At 61.5% G+C, this 18,579-nt stretch carries 24 protein-coding genes; 5 read left to right on the top strand and 19 right to left on the bottom strand.

Annotated elements, in window-relative coordinates; all coding sequences use genetic code 11:
* Positions 1–85: 85 nt before the first annotated feature.
* Positions 86–346, bottom strand: coding sequence for a hypothetical protein (locus ABIG06_RS33465; protein WP_370140140.1), 261 nt, complete (start codon positions 344–346; stop codon positions 86–88).
* 48 nt (positions 347–394) lie between these two features.
* Between ABIG06_RS33465 and ABIG06_RS33460 the strand changes: the two genes are divergently transcribed.
* Positions 395–1,138: a hypothetical protein gene (locus tag ABIG06_RS33460; protein ID WP_370140139.1), complete on the top strand. Its 744-nt coding sequence runs from the start codon at positions 395–397 to the stop codon at positions 1,136–1,138.
* A gap of 490 nt (positions 1,139–1,628) precedes the next feature.
* Here ABIG06_RS33460 and ABIG06_RS33455 read toward each other — a convergent pair whose 3' ends face one another.
* From ABIG06_RS33455 to ABIG06_RS33430, 6 genes are all read right to left on the bottom strand, one after another.
* On the bottom strand, positions 1,629–2,039 hold the full coding sequence (locus ABIG06_RS33455) for a hypothetical protein (protein WP_370140138.1): 411 nt from the start codon (positions 2,037–2,039) through the stop codon (positions 1,629–1,631).
* 208 nt (positions 2,040–2,247) lie between these two features.
* Entirely contained in the window at positions 2,248–4,503 is a 2,256-nt protein-coding gene (locus tag ABIG06_RS33450; protein WP_424578491.1) for a hypothetical protein, read from the bottom strand.
* Positions 4,496–4,810, bottom strand: coding sequence for a gene transfer agent family protein (locus tag ABIG06_RS33445; protein WP_370140136.1), 315 nt, complete (start codon positions 4,808–4,810; stop codon positions 4,496–4,498). The genes ABIG06_RS33450 and ABIG06_RS33445 overlap by 8 nt, the downstream gene beginning before the upstream one ends.
* Positions 4,803–5,204, bottom strand: coding sequence for a hypothetical protein (locus ABIG06_RS33440; protein ID WP_370140135.1), 402 nt, complete (start codon positions 5,202–5,204; stop codon positions 4,803–4,805). Before ABIG06_RS33440 ends, ABIG06_RS33445 begins: the two co-directional genes overlap by 8 nt.
* Before the next feature lie 3 nt (positions 5,205–5,207).
* On the bottom strand, positions 5,208–6,830 hold the full coding sequence (locus tag ABIG06_RS33435) for a terminase large subunit (RefSeq protein WP_370140134.1): 1,623 nt from the start codon (positions 6,828–6,830) through the stop codon (positions 5,208–5,210).
* Complete coding sequence (locus ABIG06_RS33430) at positions 6,808–7,074, bottom strand: P27 family phage terminase small subunit (RefSeq protein WP_370140133.1); 267 nt, start codon at positions 7,072–7,074, stop codon at positions 6,808–6,810. The genes ABIG06_RS33435 and ABIG06_RS33430 overlap by 23 nt, the downstream gene beginning before the upstream one ends.
* A 164-nt stretch (positions 7,075–7,238) precedes the next feature.
* Here ABIG06_RS33430 and ABIG06_RS33425 point away from each other — a divergent pair, with 164 nt between their 5' ends.
* Positions 7,239–7,883, top strand: a complete 645-nt coding sequence (locus ABIG06_RS33425) for a hypothetical protein (RefSeq protein ID WP_370140132.1) — start codon at positions 7,239–7,241, stop codon at positions 7,881–7,883.
* Positions 7,884–7,900: 17 nt separating this feature from the next.
* Here ABIG06_RS33425 and ABIG06_RS33420 read toward each other — a convergent pair whose 3' ends face one another.
* From ABIG06_RS33420 to ABIG06_RS33385, 8 genes are read right to left on the bottom strand one after another with little or no spacing between them, the layout of a single operon-like run.
* Complete coding sequence (locus ABIG06_RS33420) at positions 7,901–8,218, bottom strand: head-tail adaptor protein (protein WP_370140131.1); 318 nt, start codon at positions 8,216–8,218, stop codon at positions 7,901–7,903.
* The gene (locus tag ABIG06_RS33415; protein WP_370140130.1) at positions 8,215–8,637 is read right to left on the bottom strand and encodes a DUF3168 domain-containing protein; all 423 of its coding nucleotides are present in this window, start codon (positions 8,635–8,637) and stop codon (positions 8,215–8,217) included. The genes ABIG06_RS33420 and ABIG06_RS33415 overlap by 4 nt, the downstream gene beginning before the upstream one ends.
* Position 8,638: 1 nt before the next feature.
* Positions 8,639–8,926, bottom strand: a complete 288-nt coding sequence (locus ABIG06_RS33410; RefSeq protein WP_370140129.1) for a head-tail connector protein — start codon at positions 8,924–8,926, stop codon at positions 8,639–8,641.
* A gap of 17 nt (positions 8,927–8,943) precedes the next feature.
* A complete protein-coding gene (locus ABIG06_RS33405) occupies positions 8,944–9,300 on the bottom strand; it encodes a hypothetical protein (RefSeq protein WP_370140128.1) in 357 nt (118 codons plus the stop codon).
* Entirely contained in the window at positions 9,297–9,638 is a 342-nt protein-coding gene (locus tag ABIG06_RS33400) for an HNH endonuclease (RefSeq protein ID WP_370140127.1), read from the bottom strand. Before ABIG06_RS33400 ends, ABIG06_RS33405 begins: the two co-directional genes overlap by 4 nt.
* Positions 9,638–10,210 (bottom strand): hypothetical protein, encoded by a 573-nt coding sequence (locus ABIG06_RS33395; RefSeq protein ID WP_370140126.1) that lies wholly within the window; start codon positions 10,208–10,210, stop codon positions 9,638–9,640. Before ABIG06_RS33395 ends, ABIG06_RS33400 begins: the two co-directional genes overlap by 1 nt.
* Positions 10,211–10,221: 11 nt before the next feature.
* A complete protein-coding gene (locus ABIG06_RS33390) occupies positions 10,222–11,355 on the bottom strand; it encodes a phage major capsid protein (RefSeq protein WP_370140125.1) in 1,134 nt (377 codons plus the stop codon).
* Positions 11,356–11,375: 20 nt separating this feature from the next.
* Positions 11,376–11,873: an HK97 family phage prohead protease gene (locus ABIG06_RS33385; RefSeq protein WP_370140124.1), complete on the bottom strand. Its 498-nt coding sequence runs from the start codon at positions 11,871–11,873 to the stop codon at positions 11,376–11,378.
* 66 nt (positions 11,874–11,939) lie between these two features.
* Here ABIG06_RS33385 and ABIG06_RS33380 point away from each other — a divergent pair, with 66 nt between their 5' ends.
* Positions 11,940–12,248, top strand: a complete 309-nt coding sequence (locus ABIG06_RS33380; protein WP_424578490.1) for a hypothetical protein — start codon at positions 11,940–11,942, stop codon at positions 12,246–12,248.
* 223 nt (positions 12,249–12,471) lie between these two features.
* Here the strand turns inward: ABIG06_RS33380 and ABIG06_RS33375 are convergent, their stop codons facing one another.
* The 3 genes from ABIG06_RS33375 to ABIG06_RS33365 all read right to left on the bottom strand — a co-directional run bounded on the left by ABIG06_RS33375 (position 12,472) and on the right by ABIG06_RS33365 (position 15,569).
* Entirely contained in the window at positions 12,472–12,801 is a 330-nt protein-coding gene (locus ABIG06_RS33375; RefSeq protein WP_370140122.1) for a gene transfer agent family protein, read from the bottom strand.
* Positions 12,802–12,961: 160 nt separating this feature from the next.
* Positions 12,962–14,194, bottom strand: a complete 1,233-nt coding sequence (locus ABIG06_RS33370; protein ID WP_370140121.1) for a phage portal protein — start codon at positions 14,192–14,194, stop codon at positions 12,962–12,964.
* Between the two features lie 628 nt (positions 14,195–14,822).
* Positions 14,823–15,569, bottom strand: a complete 747-nt coding sequence (locus ABIG06_RS33365) for a TetR/AcrR family transcriptional regulator (RefSeq protein ID WP_370140120.1) — start codon at positions 15,567–15,569, stop codon at positions 14,823–14,825.
* On the opposite strand from ABIG06_RS33365, the gene ABIG06_RS33360 reads away from it, so the two are divergent.
* Positions 15,568–16,542, top strand: coding sequence for an alpha/beta fold hydrolase (locus ABIG06_RS33360; RefSeq protein ID WP_124158007.1), 975 nt, complete (start codon positions 15,568–15,570; stop codon positions 16,540–16,542). The two genes, ABIG06_RS33365 and ABIG06_RS33360, sit on opposite strands and share 2 nt — an antisense overlap.
* Before the next feature lie 126 nt (positions 16,543–16,668).
* On the opposite strand, the gene ABIG06_RS33355 is transcribed toward ABIG06_RS33360, so the two are convergent.
* A complete protein-coding gene (locus ABIG06_RS33355; protein ID WP_028178804.1) occupies positions 16,669–16,908 on the bottom strand; it encodes a hypothetical protein in 240 nt (79 codons plus the stop codon).
* 604 nt (positions 16,909–17,512) lie between these two features.
* Here ABIG06_RS33355 and ABIG06_RS33350 point away from each other — a divergent pair.
* Positions 17,513–18,481 (top strand): SDR family NAD(P)-dependent oxidoreductase, encoded by a 969-nt coding sequence (locus ABIG06_RS33350; RefSeq protein WP_424578489.1) that lies wholly within the window; start codon positions 17,513–17,515, stop codon positions 18,479–18,481.
* Positions 18,482–18,579: the final 98 nt, after the last annotated feature.

Genomic DNA, 18,579 nt, shown 5'->3' with positions numbered 1-18,579 from the left:
ACCAGCCGGCGGGGTGCGCCGGCTGGTATCGACATGGAGGAGCGAACGGCCCCGACTGTGAGTGCCTTTCGCGTTGAGCCTGTAGTCAGGGCGATATGGGATCTCGCGGATTTGTTAGTGCGACAGTTTGTCCACCTTCGAGCGCGTCAATGATCAGGTCGCCCCGGATCTCAAGCGGCCAGATATCTCCAGTCGTGCCGAGCACAAGCTTGATCTCGTTCTCGCGCCAGTCGCGGGCGGCCCGGCTGCCCTCGCTAAAAGGGTTGCGGTGATCGATATCAGTCAGCGCGGTGACGAGATCGTTGTAGGTCGAGGTCGGAATGAACGTCCCTAGGTCGGTGGTCATCTGTCGGCCTATGTTTGTGATGCACGGGAATGGAGATGCGCTATTTGCGTGTCCCGGGCAAGGCGCCGAAATTCGCTAAAAGAGAAAAATAAGCTATTGCTGACACAACCGGGTGAATCGTATCAATGGGTTGATGAATTGATTTTTATTTTGCGGTCAGTGCCCGCTTACAACGAGTTCTTGATGACAGAACCAGTAACCGCTGCGACAGTTTGGAGCATACCTCTCCCACAGATCGTGGGATTTGCGGTTACCATTCTCGCTTCATTCTTATCCGCCCGCTGGGGAACGGCCGAGACTCGAAAACAATTTCAAAAGAAGACGGAGGACGATGAGCGAGCTGCCGCTGCGGAGTTGGTGCCACTACTCCTAAAATTTGCTCTCGACTGCGATAAGAAGAAGATAGATCTCTCCCTTTACATATCGAGTGGCGGCCATGCAGGCGCTGACGAAACTGTCTATGGCATCGACTTCCCGTCAGCAATCCACTCCGCGGCTGCGCGCCTAGGCCCCCGCATCACGGAGCGTGCGATCAAGCTGGAGGTAACTAAGACTAGAGCCGAACGTTACATTGCCGATGCTAGCGACTTTGTCGAGAACGACGAACTCGACCAAAAGATACTTAGCTTCCTTGCGCTCCTTTCTCTTCGGGCTCGCCACCTTTGCGATATGGCTGCCGAAAAAGTTGGGCTCGCCATGCGCCATCCCGAAGGTGATATGGATCGCCTTCTAAAGGAATCGATGCACCACATGCACGAGATCGACTCGGGCTCGCAAGCGAATTGGTATTGAGATCATAGCGCTGGATCGGAACGCCTCCGTTGCGCCCATGGCCCGTAGTGAGCCGCCGCAGGCGGCGAGCATGGCCGGAGGCAGTCCCGTCAAGACCGGAAGGTTCTCCTAGCCGGAAGCGTCCCATCTCCGGAGATAAGTTCAAGAGCCGGCCGCAGGCCGGCGGGGGTTCGGGGGCGGCAGCCCCCGGGAGCGAAGCGACCGAGCGGAGCGAGGGAGACCGCGAGTTTCGCTGTCACGCTTCCTAAGAATAGGGGAGCTAACGCTCCCCACTATCCTAAACAACCAAAATACTAACCACTTCTAGCAAGCGTGACAGGTCGAGTTTTCGAAAACCCCTTGTTTTATAGGGTTTGTGAAAACAGGGTGGAACAGAACGCTTTGAATCTGTTCCACCCTCCCTAAAATTGCGTTCCACCCTGCCGTTGCAAGCCCTTCAAGTCACTGCGCTTTTCTACGAGCGTTACGGCCGAAATTCCGAAATTGCAGGCTAGATCGAGTGCCACGGCCCGCCTTCAGCTTCGAGGTCAGCAACGATTTGGCGCAACTGCCACGCCTTCTTTCGAGTGAAGCCGTCGCCAAGATGCCGTGCGAGATTGGCGTCGGACATGGGGCCGTGCCGCGCAATGATGATCCGAGAGAGAAAGCGGAAGCTCGCAAGCTCCCCCACACGATGCCGGAATTGCTCGAGCTGTTTGTTGCCGCGCGGCTTGTCTGTCGCTTTGCGAAGTGTGCTCGCAAGCTTGGCGATACTCGTTTCGCGCGGTCGCGCGCGGTGCCGCCGCTGCCGGTTGCGCGCACGCCGCTTTTTCTTCTCCGCATCGTGCTCGCGGATCATAGCGGCGTAGTCGGGAATGAAGGTCCTGACGACTTCGTGGATGGGCGCGTTCGTCGCGTTCAAACTTTCTCTGAAATCGACTGCGAGAACGTGAGGTGAAGTGCTATAATTAGATCGTTCAGACATGGGCCTTGGAACCTTCGGTCTGGACCGTCCGGTCAGTGGTGACTCCGACTAACTGGACACTCCTTTGAAAACCCTCGCTCGCCGGCGGGGGTTTTCGTTTTTCGGGTGCTCTATAGCGTTCGCGAACGGACCTTCGCCTGGTTTGTCAGCGCAGCACGCCGCCGGGCCGCATTTGGGTCCGTAGCTCCTGGGCGATCATGGTGCGAACGTGATGCTCCAGAGACCGAGCGATGTTCTCCCCGGTGCGCTGATGGTCCTGGTCCGACATGCCGGGGGTGCCCTGGACGGTGACGGCGATTTGCGGCGCGATGACATTCGATGGTGCGATCATGGGCGCCCCGGTGCTGCCGGCACTGCCGACAAGCCCGCCATCGGCGAATGTTGGGATTTTGTCGGCGTTGATCGCCTCCAGCACGGCGCGGTGCTTCGCCACGGCGGAGGCGCGCACCACGAATTCGCCATTGCTGAGCCGCGCCGGGATGCTGTCGGACGTTCCGGTCCCTGGTCCGCTGATGTAGCCGCCGTCCGCCTTAGCAACCGGTGCGGCGCCGCCGACCAGCCCGCCATCGGCAAAGCCAAGACCGCCGGATAGGGTCCGCATGATCGGCTGCACGATCAGCATTTTGATCATGGCCTCTTCGAGCGCGCGGACGATCGACCTTGCCATATCGGCAAAGCCCGCCGACACGCTCTTGGTGCCGTCCAGGATGTCCGCAAGGCCGGTCGTGAGGCTGCTGCTCATGGTGCTGCCGATCGACCGCATGGCCTCATTGGTCCGCATGGCCGATGCTTCCACGCTATTGAGCGCGGTTGCAACGTCGGGATAAAGGCCCCTAAGCTGTTCGGCAATCTGCACGTCCTGGGGATCTAGCAAAGCCGTCTGCCCGCCGCGCCGGATCGACTGAGCGACAGTCGCCTTTTCGATGGCTTGGGCAGCTTGTTCGTAGGCGGTAGCGACTTCGTCGATCCGCGCGCGCTGCTCAGCCGTAACCACGCCTTCGCCCTTCCCAGCGGCGGCATTGGCCTGCATGGCCACCGTTTCGAGTTGAGCGGCCACCTTGGCGCGCTCGCGTGCGGCGGTGGTCAGGTCGAGGCCGGCTGCCTCCGCCTGCAACGCGGCAATGCGCTTCTCAACGCTGTCAGCGGCGCTGCCGAGCTTGTCCACGCTGCCGGCGGTGATCTTCGTCGGCGCAGGGCCGGTGCCGCGCGTCTGGCTGGGCGCGGTCGGGCCAGACTGATCCTGACCGGCCGTCAACGCGGCGATCTCCTTTTGCAGGCGGTCGCGGTGGGCCTCCAGGTCCGCCGTCGTGCCGGCGTAAACCTGCCCGATGCCGGGGATCGACAAAGGCGGAAGGTTGACGCTGCCAAAGAGACCGCTACCGGTCCCGTTCAATCGGGCCTGAACCTGGGCGAGCGCGTCCCGCTTGGTCTCCAGGTCGGTCGAGCTGGCAGGCATGCCGGGGATGCGCGGAATCTTGTTTGATAGCTCCACGGCCTTGGCGATGTCGCCGATCACGTCGGCCCAGGCGCTCTTGATATCCATCATAACGCTGGCGAGGTCATCCCAGGACGGCTTCAGGGCGGTCGAGAGACGTTGATGGGCAAGCTTGAGCTGGTCGTCGACTTCTTTCGCGCGCTCAACCAAGGCGTTGCTGAAAATGCCGTCTGCATTCGCGCTGGCATCTTTGATCGTCTGCAACATGCTTTCGGCGCTGGTTTTACCCTGTCGCATGCGGTCGACGATCTGGGTGCCAAACATGCGTTCGCCAAGGTCCAGGCTGGCGGCATGCTGGCCGATCTGGTCGAGCTGGATCATGGCCGCGAGCACGGCCTTGATCTTTTCCTCTTGCGTCTGAGCATCCCGGAACAGGACCAGACCTTGAAGCTGTTGGCCGGCATCCTTCACGAGCGTCTCATTGTAGACGCGCAAGGCCTTTTCAACGGCGGTGATCTTTTCCTCGCCGACGCTCCACTCGCCAACGTCGATCGGCGAGCGGTCCTTAGTCGCCTGGAAGGCGTGATCCAGGGCGGATTCGAGCTCGCCGGCCTCAACCTTCAGCTTGCTCGCTTCGCTGGTAAAGGCCTGCAAGAATGCGGGCGAGATGCCAAGGCTTTGGGCCTTGTCGGCGATATCGATCATCTGTTGCATCTGCTCGTGGGCGCCGCTGATCGCCGCCGTCATGAGCTTGTAGGCGCCAACCGCGAGCGCGACCTTGCCGGCGAGATCAACGGCGCCGCGCGCCATGGTCGCAAAGATCGCGTCCTTGGCGAGGTCTTTGTTCATGTCCAGGAACTGCTTCGCGATCTGGCGCATAGCGTTGCCAGTGAGCGACGACGTTTGCCGCAGCTGTTCCTTCAACTGGTCGAGGTTGAGCCTAACCGGGATCGTGAGACTAGCCATTGTCGGCACCCACAAACAGTGCGGACAGAACGGCGCTCGCGAGCATGACGTTCGGCGCCAGAGGTTTCCCGCGCACATGCGCATCGAGCAGCGCATCAACGTCGCGCTCGGGCATGCCCCCGCCGATCAAACCTAGTTCGATCAAGCGCTCAATTTCCTCTGCGCTGTAGGTGCGGGCTTCCAACCGCACCATCAGGGCAGCGGGCACCGGGCCTCGATAGCTCATGACGCGCCGGACCCAGGGATGCCCCAGGTCGAATTTATGGGTGCCGCCGGCCCAGGTGATCTCGCGGGAAGTGTCAGTCATTTAGAACCTCGTTTACAGCTTCGTCGATCGCCTGCTGCATGTCGTCGCGCATGGCGTTGTAGGTGGAGTAGAAGAATGAGCGCGCGGGCTGGTGGCTTGTCCCGAATTCAAAACCGAGCGCGTAGTCATAGGGCTCGGCGCTGCCCTCGCGGACTTCCTTCGTCGTCATGTCACCGCCGGCCTGCACTAGGTATTCAAGTTCGCTCTTGCCCTGGGCCACGGTGCAGGACGCTTCGAGCGCGCCGGTCTCGGGCGATTGCTCAAGTGATCGCAACGCGGCGCGCTGTGCATCGGAAAGGCGGAAGGCCTGCTCGCGCAGAACGTCGCCCAATTGCTCGGTGATCTTGTCCCGCAACGCCTCTAGGTATGCGTCGAGATCGTCGTTATCGGCCATGCGTCACCACGAAAGAAGTTCAACAGCGTTGGGGAGATCGTAAAGCGAGCGCGTGCTTTCGCCGGCCGCCGCGCGCGACACGGCCATCCAAGTCGCCGCCGCGCCGTCAATGCGATCGGTCGACTTGCTCTTGTGAATGATCCGGTTGTCGTTCGCGTCCTTGTGGATTGCGACATTGGCGAAGTTCCACCGCAACACGGGATGGCCCCCATGGCGGAAGTTGCCGCTGATGATCGCGCGCTCCAGGACGTTGAGGGCCGGCGATTGCGTCACCCAGCCTTGGCGAATAGCGACGACCGGGTAACCTTCGTCGACCAGGGGAGCCATGACGCCTTGGGCGAACGCCACGTCAAAACCGATCTCCTGGACCTGGAAACGCTCCGCGAGTGATCGGATGTAGTCCGCGACGGCGGCGTTATCGATGACGTTGCCGGGCGTGGCCGTAATGAAGCCGTCCCTTGCCCATGAGGCGTAGTTGACACCGTCCAGGTCGCCGCGCTTGCGGATATCGGCCTCAGGGCAAAAGAAGTGCGGCAACACGGTGTAGGTGTCGTCGTCTCGGAAGCATGCGACCACGGCCGAAAGGTCGGTGGTCTTGCTCATGTCGACGCCAACCCAGCACGGCGCGCTGCGCAAGGCCTCATAGTCGACAGGTGTGGCGCCCTGGTCATAGGTCGCCATGTCGACAAAGGGCGAGGTCGAGTGGTCAAGCCAGACGTTGAGCTTGTATTGCAAGAGGCTGTCGCGCTCGGTCGGGCTGTCCTTGGCCCGGGCCACGTGCCTCCGGAAGCCGGCGATCGACGGATACCCGTGGGCGCTGCCTGGGTTCACCCGGCGCCAAGCGTCCTCGCTGGTATAGTCAACGTCAGCCGGCGACTCGAACAGCACAGGCAGCCATGTCGGGTCGACGATCTCGCCCCGGGCGATCTTGCGAGCGCGCTCGATTACCTCATGCGCTACGTTGTCTTGCCCACGGCCGGCGGTGGTCGCGACCACAAGCAAGCTGTTGTCGATCTTGTCCAGGCCGTTTGTCAGCACCTTCCAAAGATCTGTTCCGCGCCACACGTGCAGTTCGTCGGCGAGAACGAACGATGGCGTCATGCCCTCTTTCGACGGCGCGTCGGAGGAGATAACCTCTAGCTCGGTCCCATCGTCCGGATAGGCGATCTTCTTTGCGCTGTTGTGCGCGTCATAAACCCTGGTCGCATTGACCAGACGCTTATCCGCCTGGACAACCCCACGGGCCTCTTTGAAGGCGATACCCGCTTGCTTTCGGTCGCAGGCCGCAAAGATCACTTCGCCGCCGGACGCGCGTTCCGGGCCGATGGTGTGCAACAGCGCCAGGGCAGCCGAAAGCGAAGTCTTGCGGTTGCCGCGCGGGACCAGGATCACGACCGTCGACACGATGCGGTTGCCGGCTTCATCGCGCGGCCCATAGATCGCGCGCACGATACGTTCCTGCCAGGGGTCGAGCTGGAATTGCCGCCGGGGCAGCGTCGACTTGGGATGCTTCAGGCGCCGCAAGAATTCGACCGCGCGCGCTCCGCAACCCAGCGGGTCGGGAATGGGCGAGTTGTCATAAATCCAGTGCGGATAGCTATCCTTAGAGGGCGAGCGGATTGTCATCGTCGCCTTCGTTGTCATTATCGCGCACGGCCGGTCGTGAGCGCGAAACCGGGGTAAGTCCCAGCTCAGCGGCAAGCTGGCGGGCCGTGACCATCGCCTTGTCTTGCATCCGGCAAAGTTTGGGATCGATGCCGGCGCGTAGGAGGATCTCCAGCTCGCGGATGCGGCCGATCGCGATGCAGTAGCTCTCCAGGCAGCCCAGATCGGCCGGCGTGAGAATGCGGCGCTTGGCAAGCTCCGGCATAACGCGGCGCCATTCGGCCTTCGCGTGCTTGCTCAACCAGGAGGGCGGCTTGGCCTCGGTGATTGCGTTGGAGCTGGCGGCAAGCTGTGGTTTTCGTCCCTTCATGCCGCAACCCTCTCGACGAATCGGAGAGCGGGGGGCAATGTGAAAGGATGAGGCAAAAAATGCTTTCTTTGCTCATCCTTTTTATCGTTCTGGTCGGATTGATTTGGTTGACGACCTGGATTTCCAAGACCTTTGTCTTTGCGAAACCAGAAGTCGATCCGGGCTTCCTTGGCGCGTTGATCGGCGCGGCGGGAACTATTTTCGCTGGCTATATGGTGTTGATGGCAACGAACGAGCAAATCAGATTGGCTAAAGACGCTGCTGCCCAAGCCGAACAAGCCCAAGCAAAAGCTGAGCAAAATCAGGCGAAGTTTGCCAAGTTGCAGGCTGAAAGAGAGTTGCACGGTCTCAAGGACTTGGTGCTTTGGTATGACAACTTGCTCGAACCTTTCCAGTCGCTCCCCGACGACGATGTTTCGCATTTGAACGCCCTGACTGAGGTTCAGCGTCGCGGGAAACTCGTGAGTTTTTCCGGCAACCTGCCTCAAGAATTTTCTGGTGTTTCGCAGACGGCGTGGCAGCGTATCTTTCAAGTAAATAACGCTGTGGTGACGTGGCAGGGCCATTTTCCCGATCCGAGCACCAGAGGGGCAGGCGACCGTAAGGAATACAATGCCAGTGTGCGCGCTGTCGTAGAAGAAATCCGAGGGTATCGCGATGCCGCCAAAGCTGAAATTGACCGGCGAGAAAAGATTCAAAATTGACGCGTGAATAGTGTCCGTCACGGTCCCACCCTCTGGCAGGTGACTTCCATCCCAACGCGGCGCCCGATCTCCGTGATGCCGGTGATCTCGTGTTGCTGCCCCTCATAGAGCAGCCGGTCATTGAGGCTGAAGCCGGCGGAGTAATACATACGGAAGGTCAACACCGCGTCGGTGGTGTGCCCGCGCCCGCCTTCCCGGTCGTCGGTGGCATTCTTGAGCAGTTGCGCCCGCATCGTGGCGAACGTGCTCCATGTCTCTACGGGAGTGCCGTAGAGATCCAGGCCGGTGGTGCGGCGCTGGATTTCAATGATGCGGTCGAGATTGCCGGCCCTCATGCCGCACTCGCCTTGACGATCGCGGCGACCGAGACGATGCCGTGACTGAACGGGCCGTGAGGATCTCGGAGGTAGCGCGTTTGCGTGGCCTGCATGTCATGGACGGTGAAGGCGTCGATCAACAGCACGCCATTTGCCTGGACGTCGATCCGCAGCGCCGCAACAATGGCGGAGACCGCCTCTTTGCACTGGACCAAGCCCGGCTCAGCGAACCAGACGTGCAGCGTGGCGTGCGTGGTAGCGTCCCAGCGCCGGAAGATGGTCTGGCCCTCGCCGATGTAGACGGCCGGCATGATCTCCGGACGTCCGTTAGCGTCTAGAACGTGGTCAGCCTGGACCAACGCCATCAGTTCCGGGCTCGCGATTAGGCGCGCTCGGATGGCCTTTTGGACGGTGAGAGATGGGTCGGAAACGGCCATTTCAGAAGCAAAAAGCGCGGTAAGGTGCCAGCAAATCCAGGAAGCCGAACGGCAATTCCTGGGCGGTGACGCCAACCAAGCTCGCTTCCCGGTTCTGGTAGAGGTGCGCTGTCATTTGCAGCACGGCTTCATTCACGGGCGCCGGTGTGCCGTCCGCGTCCACATTCGAGGCCGTATAGGCGCCAACCCAGGCCTTCGCCGCCGCCAGCTTGTCGGTAAGCAGCGCGTCGTCGGCGTGGAGGGTGACGTTTAGGTGGGCCTTGGCTTGGGCGAGAGTGATAGCAGGCATGGTCGAAAAAACTCCAATTAGGCGCTCTCTTGCGCGACCCGGGGGCACCGGTCGCGGCGGTCGTTTGAGATGTTTTGAGCCACCCCCGGGGTGTGCCTCGCTGAGATGCGGACGCGACGCTGCGGCGTGCGTTCAGGCATCGGCTGATCGTTTTTCGTTGCCTCTGCGATCAGGGGCAGCACGTGCTTACGCACCTTGATCGGGTCCAGCTCTGCGAGGCTGCAAACGTCCTCAAAGTCGCTATTCGGGGTGGTGAGCCATTCGCGGGTGCGCATCTGGTCGAGGCGAACGGCTCGCCGCTTAGTCGAGAGCGGTTGAGTTGCATCCGTGATCGCTTGCTGGATCACGGCGCGCCAAAGGGCCTTGTCGCTCATTGCCCGCGCTCCGTGCGTTGTTTGCGGCTGGCATGGCAAGGCGAGCTTGCCAGCGGCTGCCAGTTGTTCCGGTCCCAAAACAGCTTCATGTCGCAGCGATGAGGGATCTTGTGGTCAACACAATCGGCAGTGCGACCGCAGCCGCATGCACAGAAGCGGTTCTGCGGAAGGGTTAGAAATTCCTTGCTCTCGCGGCGCCATTTGCTGTCATAGCCGCGATCGGTGGCGTTCGGTCTGCGCTGGTCGGCCTCAGCCTTGCGCCTGATCTGGCATTCACAAAGATCGGTTGCCGCAATGATCTTGCCGCAGCGACATACGCGGCGCGGTTTCCAGGCCATCAGCGCGGCCTCACATGGTTGGTGAGATCGCCGATCGCGTTGAGGTCATCCCTGATGCTAGACACGTCGGCTACGTCGGCGGGTTGTTCCTTGCTGCCGAACAGGGCCTTGAGCATTTCCATGCGGCCCTTCTGCGCGTTGATGATCTCGGCAGCTGTCGCTTCCCAGGTGTCATCAGGCGTCCAGCCCAGCCAGCCGGTGCCGATCTGGAAAAGCTGGGTGAAGTATTCATCGAACGGAATTGGCTTGCCTGTATCGGCCTTGCCGCTGGACTTGTCGTCGGCACCGGCGAGCAACATGACGAATTCGATCAGATCGCCGGTCGCGGTCATGAGGTCGCGCACGACGGCACCATTGACTGGCAGAGCGTATTGGCCCCAGGCCTTGGCGTCGACGATGGTGGCGCTGATGATATCGAGGGCGGCGGTCAGGCTTCCATCGGCAAGGTGGCGCGAGAGATTATGGAAGCCGTCGTAACGTTCGTATAGGATGAATGCGGCTCGCAGCGACGGCTTCAAGTCGAAAGACTTGTCGCCGAGCTGGAGGGCAAAGGTATTCGCTGCGAGCCGCATTTTCTTGTCCTTTAGGTCGCGGAGACCTTGAGCTTCACGAAGCGATCCGGATGGGTCACGTCGGCACCGACGCGCTTGCGCGCGTGGAAGCGGACTTGGCCCTTCGTCGCCAGCGTGTAGGGGTCGCGAAGGATCGAAATGCCGACGCGATCGACGATGCGGTAACCCTTGAGGTCGCCGAACATCACCGGGATAGCGTTGGCGGCGATGTCGGGCATGTCGACCGCTTCAACGATCGGCCGGCCCAGCAACGTTGTCGGTGCACCTTCCGAGATCGGATCGAGCACGAGGTAACGGCCCATGCCGTCTTTCCAGGTGCGAATGGCGCCCAGCGTGTTGCGGTTCATGAGCCACACGCCATTCTGGGCATGCACACCCGGAAGCTTGTGGAACATGCCGATCAGCACGTCAGCCGGATTGGATGACGGGAAGTTGGAGGCGTTGCCCGTGATCACGGTGGCGATGCTGGTCGCGTTGAGCAGGCCCATCGGCTGGGTGGTGCCGTTGCCCTTCACGAAATGGGCGCCCTCGGCAATGCCGAAGCTCTCGCCGAATTCTTCGTGCAACTCGCCTTCGAGGCCGTAGGCGTTGTCTTCCAGGAGCCAGTTCGAAATGTCCGTATAGGTCGCATACTCATACGGGGTGATGCCGATCTGCTCATAGGAAGGTTCGCTCCCGGTGCGGTCGTCGGTTTCGCCGACGATCACAGCGGCCGGGCTGCCGGTGCGCCGGGGATACTTCACTTGACCGGCGCCGATGGTGCGGACGTTGGCATACTGGCGGATGGGTGAAAACTGGCGCAGGAGCTTCAGGATCTCGTTGCCGAATTCCGGCGGCGCGATTGCGGTGTTATTGCTGACGACCAGCGACTTCTTTTCGAGATCGTCCATCTTGTCGGCGCCGCCGCGAAGGAACGATTCGAAAGCCTTGGTTTCGATCTTGGGCTCATTGTCGTTTGCCGCCCGATTAGCGGGACGATTGACCTTGGCCTCGATACGGTCCAGGCGCTCGGTAAGCTTGGCGTTATCGTTTGCCGCCTTCGTTTCGAGGGTTGCCTTCAGGTCCGCCAGTTCCTTTGCGACTGAAGCAATCGGATCATCGGCTTCGCCGGTGTCCTTGAATTCCAGGGCAGTGACGTTCTTCATTGGGTGTTCCATAGCTCCTATTAGGATTTCAGCGTCGCCGTGAAACGCTTGATGAGATCGGCCACGGCACGCGCCGCGTCGTCGGATTTGGCGCCGGTTACCCGGGCGCGAGGATGGGCGGGGTTTCGCACAATCGACGTCTCGAACACGTCGAGCGCGGTGATGAGGCGTCGGGTGCCTTGCTTGATGGCGGCCTTGGTGCGGAAGCCGATGCTGAGACCGCTGGCGAGTTGGCCCCGGATCATAGCGAGCACAGAACGGGCGCGCGGCCGGTCCATGTGCAGCTTGCCTTTGACCATCAGGCCTTCGTCCGTCTCTTTCACTTCCGTCCAGGTGCCAATGAGGTCGCTGGGGTCGTGATTGAAGAGGATCGGCATATCGGTCACAGCGATGTTGAAGGCGCCTTTCTGGATCAGGTCGCCGTAGCTGTCCGGGCCGGCATTGAACGGCCACGCAATGCCGGTGATTTCACCTTCATCGCTGACACTCAGCGTTGCCTTGATTTCAAGTCTATCCATCGCTCTCAGCCCCTCGTTGTGCGAGCGACCCTGAACGACGCAGAGCCGTTAGATTGTCGAACGATCTTGAACGACACAGAAGCGGACGTTTTCGCAGCCACCAATTTGGCCCGCAGCAAACACGGTGGGAGGAAAAACCCGGTCGTGAAACGGCGCTCCTCGAAGGCGGCGCTGCCCCATCCGATGTCATCGGTCCAAGACGCACCGTTGTCCGCAGACGACTGCATGAACATCGAACCGCCGCCGAACGTGCCCCAAAAGATGAACATGCCGGATCCACCAGCCCAACGCATTGGTTCGGAAACGCCGTTTGCTGTTAGAGTGCCGAATGCGCTCACAGCGAGCACCACACTGAGGGTGCCGTTGCACCAGTGAGGTTGAATCGGAGCAGGCAGAGACCGAGCTGAAAGCCGCCGTCGCCGTCTTCTGTGAAAGTGACGTAGGTGTCACCACTGCGATCGACTGCAATCCATGTGGCGCCGTTGTCAGGGGACATCTCCAGCGCGAGAGTGCCGCCGCCAAAAGTGCCCCAGGCAGCAACCGTTCGCCGATTCCGCCCGACCAAGGGATTGGGGTGGTAGCGCCGTTTGCCGTTAGATTAACTTGCATTTGATTCTCCATGAGGGGTGCCGAACAACGTCCGCTCAAGAATCTTCGCGGCGAGCTCGTAGGTTTCCGCCAGCGGCCGGCCGTCGACATAGGCAACGATCAGCTCATGGGCGCGCTTGGGTGTGGTGCCACCGCCGATCAGTGCGAGCCGGATGGTTTCGCTGATGTCGGTTTGGGCGAAGTTGCGCGAGAACAGCCGATTGCTGATCATGCCGACGCCAGAGCCGCACCTGGTCTCAAGCTCGCGGATCAGGGCCGGCGTGAGCTTGAACGTGTGCTCGCCGTCGCCAAAAAACGCAGTGAAGGAAAGATCAGCCATCAGCCGGCGTCCCCAAAGGCGGTCTCAATTGAGTCGGCGAAGCGGCCAGGGAAAGCACGTTTGAGCGCGCGCAATGCTTCGCCGGCCGTCGCAACGTCAAAGCGATGGGATCGACCAAGTTCTTTGCCGAGCCTGCCGTGAAGGTGAACGGTCCTGAGCATTAGGCAGCCTCTTGATCGTTGGTGTTGCTGTTGAGCTTGCCGCCGGCATGCGCGGACGAAGTGTTGAAGTTTTCGAACACGTCGCCGCCCTCATAGGCCGGCAAGCCGAAGCCGATCTGGCGAGCTTCATTCGGGTTGAGGATGCGCGCCGACACCGTCGCGCTCAGGGCTTGGGCACGCGCAAGCAAGTCGGCGCGGGCGAAGCCGTCGATGTTGAATTCGATGGTGAACTGATCGCGCTCTTCCGGCGTCAGAAGCTTCAATTCAAGCTCTTGCTCGAATGACTTCAGCCGGGGCAGAAGAGCCTGCGAGAGGAATTCTTGGCCGATTGATTCAATCGAGCGCGGCTGAGCGCGATCGACCTGCATCAGCATGTGGAGCGGCACGCGAAACAGCCGCGCGATCTCCGCCACGGCATACGTCCGCATCTCCAGAAATTGACTGTCGACGGAATTGAACGTGAGGGGTTGCCAGGACGCATCGCTCGGCAAGACTGCGGTGCCGCCGGAGTTGCTTCCGCTGTGAGCGGCCTGCCACGCGGCCTTGGCCTTGCCAAGCGCGTCGGGCGTAATGGTGCCCTTCAAGCTGAGAACGCCGGAAGGCCTAGCACCATTGCCGAACAGGCGCGAACCATGGCGCTCAAGCACAAGCGCCAGCGCGATGATTTCTCTGCCCTCGCCAACCAGGCCTTTGCGCTGGTCGTAAGCCGGCGTCGGGAGATGGATGAGGTCCGCGCTAGCGATCTTGCGGCCGTCCACCTTGTAAGTCGGTTCAAGGTCTCCGTCGTCTACGGCTACGGGTGCGGTCCTGGGGTCGAGCCGGATCAGTTCAGCGGGCTTGTCGCCGTCCACGCGGACGACCTGGGCAAAGCCGCCCCAGGGCTGGAGCAGCGCATCCGCCATAAGCTGGGTGCGAAACAGCGCGGCCGGCGTGAAGCTATTCGGCGCATCGTGAAGGATTTTGTAGAGATGATGGTCGGTGGCCTTCTCCTTGCCGCCGTCCGGGAGCCGCTTGTAAACGTGAAGGGGGAGCGAGCCGGCCGCCTCGGAGATGGAGCGCACTGCGCACGCTACGGGCGCGCAAGTCATGGCGGTGTGGGGCGTGACCGTTACGCCGGCCAGGGTGGGGTTCGCGCCGAACAAATCGAAATAGAAGCCGCCGCCGTCAGCGAGGCTGGGCGCGGCCTTGGTTTCGATACCGAGAAGCGATTTGAGGCGGAACGTGAGAGACAACAGAATACCTTCGCAGTGGCGCGACTGCGGGCTTTCCGTGCTTCTCAAACGATGTGCTGTGTTCTGGAGTTATCCGAACGGGCAATATTATTGCGCAATATTATTGCGCGAACAACCCTACAATATTACCTAATGCGTGTCGCCGGTGTTTGCAGTCAAGGTCAAAAGCGCAGCGTATTCAATGGGAAGAAATCCGGGGGTTTGCAAAAACAGCGAGTAAAAACAATGATCAACGCTCGCCTGGGAGACTAGGGGTCGGAGGTTCAAATCCTCTCGCTCCGACCATTTTTTCAAAGCATCTGTCGGGTGGATCGACCGTCGGCGTGGCGCCTGCAACCCCGTCCACGGTAGGGAATCCATTTACAGCATGACGCTCCGAAGTAATTCGATCCGCCGCGGGTTAGGATGTTTTGTGCCATCCTGTTGGATGACCGCCACGCAACTACCGTCCGCCAGATCGTCCGCCGGCAAGGCGGGCATCACTTGCGCAGACGCAGCCAGTCGATCGAAGGAACCCGAAGCAGTTTTGCTGTCGTAAGCGACCATCATCTATTTCCGGCGCTGTTGTGTCGCTGGAGAGGCAATGGCAAGCACACGGCAAAGCGCACGTGCTGTGGATTGACGCCTCCTACCTGAAATACCCCACCACCATCCTCGTCGTCTCGTCCACCAGACTCCGCACCATCTTCTCCGACAGCATCTCGGCGCCGTGCAGCACCGTGTTGTGCGCGACCGACTCGATCGTACTGACGCAGATGAAGGTCGCGACATCGAGGTCCATCTTGCGCATCTCCTTGCGGCGGCTTTCGAGATAGGTGCGCACCAGGGTCTGGACTTCGCGGTTGAAGGCTTCGACGTCTTTGAGCTGGCCGGTGCGCGGGATCTGCTCGGCGAGGACGCGATGCAGTTTCGGGTTGATGCGGTGGGCTTCGATCGCGACGGTGACGAGTTTTCGCACGCCTTTCTCGATCGGCAGGTCGGCAACCTCGGTCAGCGCTGTGCGAACGATGGCCATGATTTCCTCGTTGTGGCGATCGATCACGGCCGCGACGAGCGCCTCCTTGCTCGGAAAGTATTGATACAGCGAGCCGACGCTGACGCCGGCGGTCTCGGCGATGCGGTTGGTGCTGGCTTTCTCAAAGCCTTCCTTGACCAGAATGCGAGCAGTTGCCTCGACCAGCGCGTCGACGGTGGCGCGGGATCGCTGCTGCGAGGCATTTTTCCGGGGTTTTGTGGGCGGTTTGCGAGCCACGGTCTTGTGATCTGAATGCGAGTAGGAAAAGCGAGTGAATGCTCGCATTATAGCCGAACATATTGGCGGGTCGGCAAGCCTCCTTGTCGCCGTCGCGAACGCGCCAGATGGGGATGTGGCCATGAGCGTTGCCAGGATCGTGTCGGCCTTGCAGTTTTGTCCTGGCGGCTGCGTGTTCGGCCCGCCGGCCCGGCGCGATACCGCGCCAAGCCTGCAAAGCCGCGCCCTCAACATGCTGCTGCGGCTGCTGCCGATCAAGAAGCAGCTGGCATCAGTCGAGGCGGTGCAGGCGCATGTACAGAAGCTCGCATTGGCGCCGGCATCGTTCGAGCCGACGGGGCTCGGCCGCGGCGTCGAGGCAACGCTGACGAAGATGGGCGGATGGCCGGTCTACTACACCGCGCCGTCGTCGGGTCATGAAGGCTGCAACTACGTCATGTTCCTGCATGGCGGCGGGTTCATCAACGAGATCGTGCCGGCGCATTGGCGCTTTGTCGGCGAGATGACGCGGAAGGCGCGTGTGTGTTGCGTCGTGCCGATCTACCCGCTGGCGCCGCGCGCGACCGCCAAGGACGTCGTGCCGGCGACGGCGGAGCTGTTGCGCATGCTGCTCGAGGACGCCGGGCCTGCAAAGGTCACGGTAGTTGGCAATTCCGCCGGCGCGGGGCTCGCGCTCGCTGCGTGTCAGTGGCTGCGTGATCACGGTCATCGGCAGCCGAGCCGGATGGTGCTGATCTCGCCGGCGGCCGATGCCTCGGTCAGCCGTCCGGAGCAGGTCGCGATCGCGGCGCGCGATCCGATCCAGGACATTCCGGGGATCGTCGAGGCGGGACGCCTCTATGCCGGCGAGCTCGATATCGGCCATCCCTTCGTCAGCCCGCTCAACGGCGGCTTCCGCGCCCTCGCGCCGATGACGATCTTCGCGGGGACGCGCGATCTTCTCTATCCCGACAGCGTCGATCTCGCCGAAAAGGCGAGGGCGGTCGGCGTGCCGGTTGAGCTGCATCTTTTGCGGGAGCAACCGCACAACTTCGCGCTGATGCCGACGCCGGAAGGGCGGCGGGCGCGTGCGATCATCTTGCGAGAGGTGGCTTGAAGGAAAGGTGTGACCGTTGTCACAGAGCGCGGCCGAAATGGGGCTGGCGCTGCAAGCCGCAGGGAAAAGGCGCCCCCGGGCGTTTCCTCGTATTGGTAGTCTTGGATCAGTAGTTTTGCGGGGCCTTCAGGCGTGGCCCTTGATCTCGTAATGACCCGGCACGCATTTGTAGCGCTCGAGGCGCCAGTTGGCGTGATAGATCGGATGCTCGCCCATCCATTTCGCGAGTGGTGCCTGTGCGCCGACCGCGCACTGCATCATCGAAATCTCGGGCGTCATGTTGCTGTCGGTCACGATTTCCTCGACGCAACTGCCTGAGCTGGCTGCGCCAAGCCGGCAAAGTACGGCAACGACGGTCACGAACATTCCTGTCACCTCATCGGTTGTTTCTGACCACGACGAGGATGCAAGCGGAGTGCCAGAGCCTATTGCACGCAAACGACACGCTGGCATGGCCGACTCAACCCAGCGTCCTCCCGATCCGATGATTCGGATCGCAAAAGAAATGCTCTTAACCCGAAGCCGGACAAATACGGGAGCACAGCAAAGCTCGGCGCGGCGCCGTCGGTGTTTCACGGGCCGATCACGGCAGCGAGATCGAATGTGCTTTCCGGCGACGACGGAGCGAGCGCCTCGTCCTTCGAGGCGGCCGCTTCGCAGGTCTCCCCAGGATGAGGCTCTGTGGCAGCGGTGCTCGTCAAACTAGCGCAATGCACTCCGGTCCTCATCCTGAGGGCCGCCAACGGCGGGCGTCTCGAAGGATGTGCCGCGGACGCTGCTGCCTCACATGTCTGGACGGCATGGCGACCGAACTGAAGCGCACGATAATCCGCGCGCCGAAATAACGCCGAAGATTGCGTCGCCGATCCGCTTTCATTTCCGGATGCGGCGCTGCTACAGTTTTGCGCGCGCCCCGCTGAGCGGCGCTGTGACGAAGAAACATACCGACAAGGGGAGGGACCGAAGTCCCATGAAAGATTTTGCTGGAAAGATCGCGGTCATCACCGGCGGCGGCACGGGAATGGGGCGCGAGCTCGCGCGGCAGCTCGTCGCCGAAGGCTGCAATGTCGCCATGTGCGACGTCTCCGAGGCCGCGATGGCCGAGACCAAGCGGCTTTGCGAGGCCGAGAAGCTGCCGCAGGGCCTGCGCGTCACGACGCATGTCGCCGACGTCGCGATCGAGGATCATCTGAAGCGTTTTCGCGACGAGCTTGCCGAGCAGCAGAAGACGGACAATATCCATCTGCTGTTCAACAATGCCGGCATCGGCGGCGGCGGCAGCCTGTTCACCAACACGCGCGAGCAGTGGGAGCGCACCTTCAACATCTGCTGGGGCGGCGTCTATCTCGGCGTGCGCACCTTCCTGCCGATGCTGGTCGCGGCCGACGAGGCCCACATCGTCAACACCGCGAGCGTCAACGGCTTCTGGGCCTCGATCGGCATGAACCAGGCGCACACCGCCTACAGCTCGGCCAAGTTCGCCGTGAAGGGATTTACCGAAGCGCTGATCAACGACCTTCGCCTGCACGCGCCGCACGTCAAATGCTCGGTGGTGATGCCCGGCCACATCGGCACCTCGATCGTCTCCAATTCGCGCAAGGTGCAGAGCGCCGATGGCTCGGAACGGCTCAACGCCGACGAGGTGGCGCTGACCCGCAAGCGCATGGTCGCGGCCGGCGTGCCGGATGCGGACAAGATGTCGGACGAGGACATCCAGGCGGCGTTCGCCGAGCGCGCCCGCAGCTTCCTCGAGGATGCGCCGACGACGGCCGCGCAGGCGGCGAGGATCATTCTCGATGGCGTCAAGGCGGAGCGGTGGCGCATCCTCGGCGAGGACGCCAAGCGCCTCGACGAGCGCGTGCGCGCCACGCCGGAGCAGGCCTACGACCGTGCCTTCTACGAAAGCTTCACGCAGGAGGTCGGCTGGCGGCTTGGCTGAGGCGGCCTCCGGGCGGCGCGAATATGGGTATGATGTTCATCATGGCAAGAGATGCGTCAGCAATTTAGCGTGCCACCTCTTGCCAATGTTCGCTTGCA

The organism is Bradyrhizobium sp. USDA 326 (assembly GCF_049739485.1).
In the GTDB taxonomy this organism is placed as follows: domain Bacteria; phylum Pseudomonadota; class Alphaproteobacteria; order Rhizobiales; family Xanthobacteraceae; genus Bradyrhizobium.
This window is presented reverse-complemented; position numbering and strand designations above follow the sequence as displayed.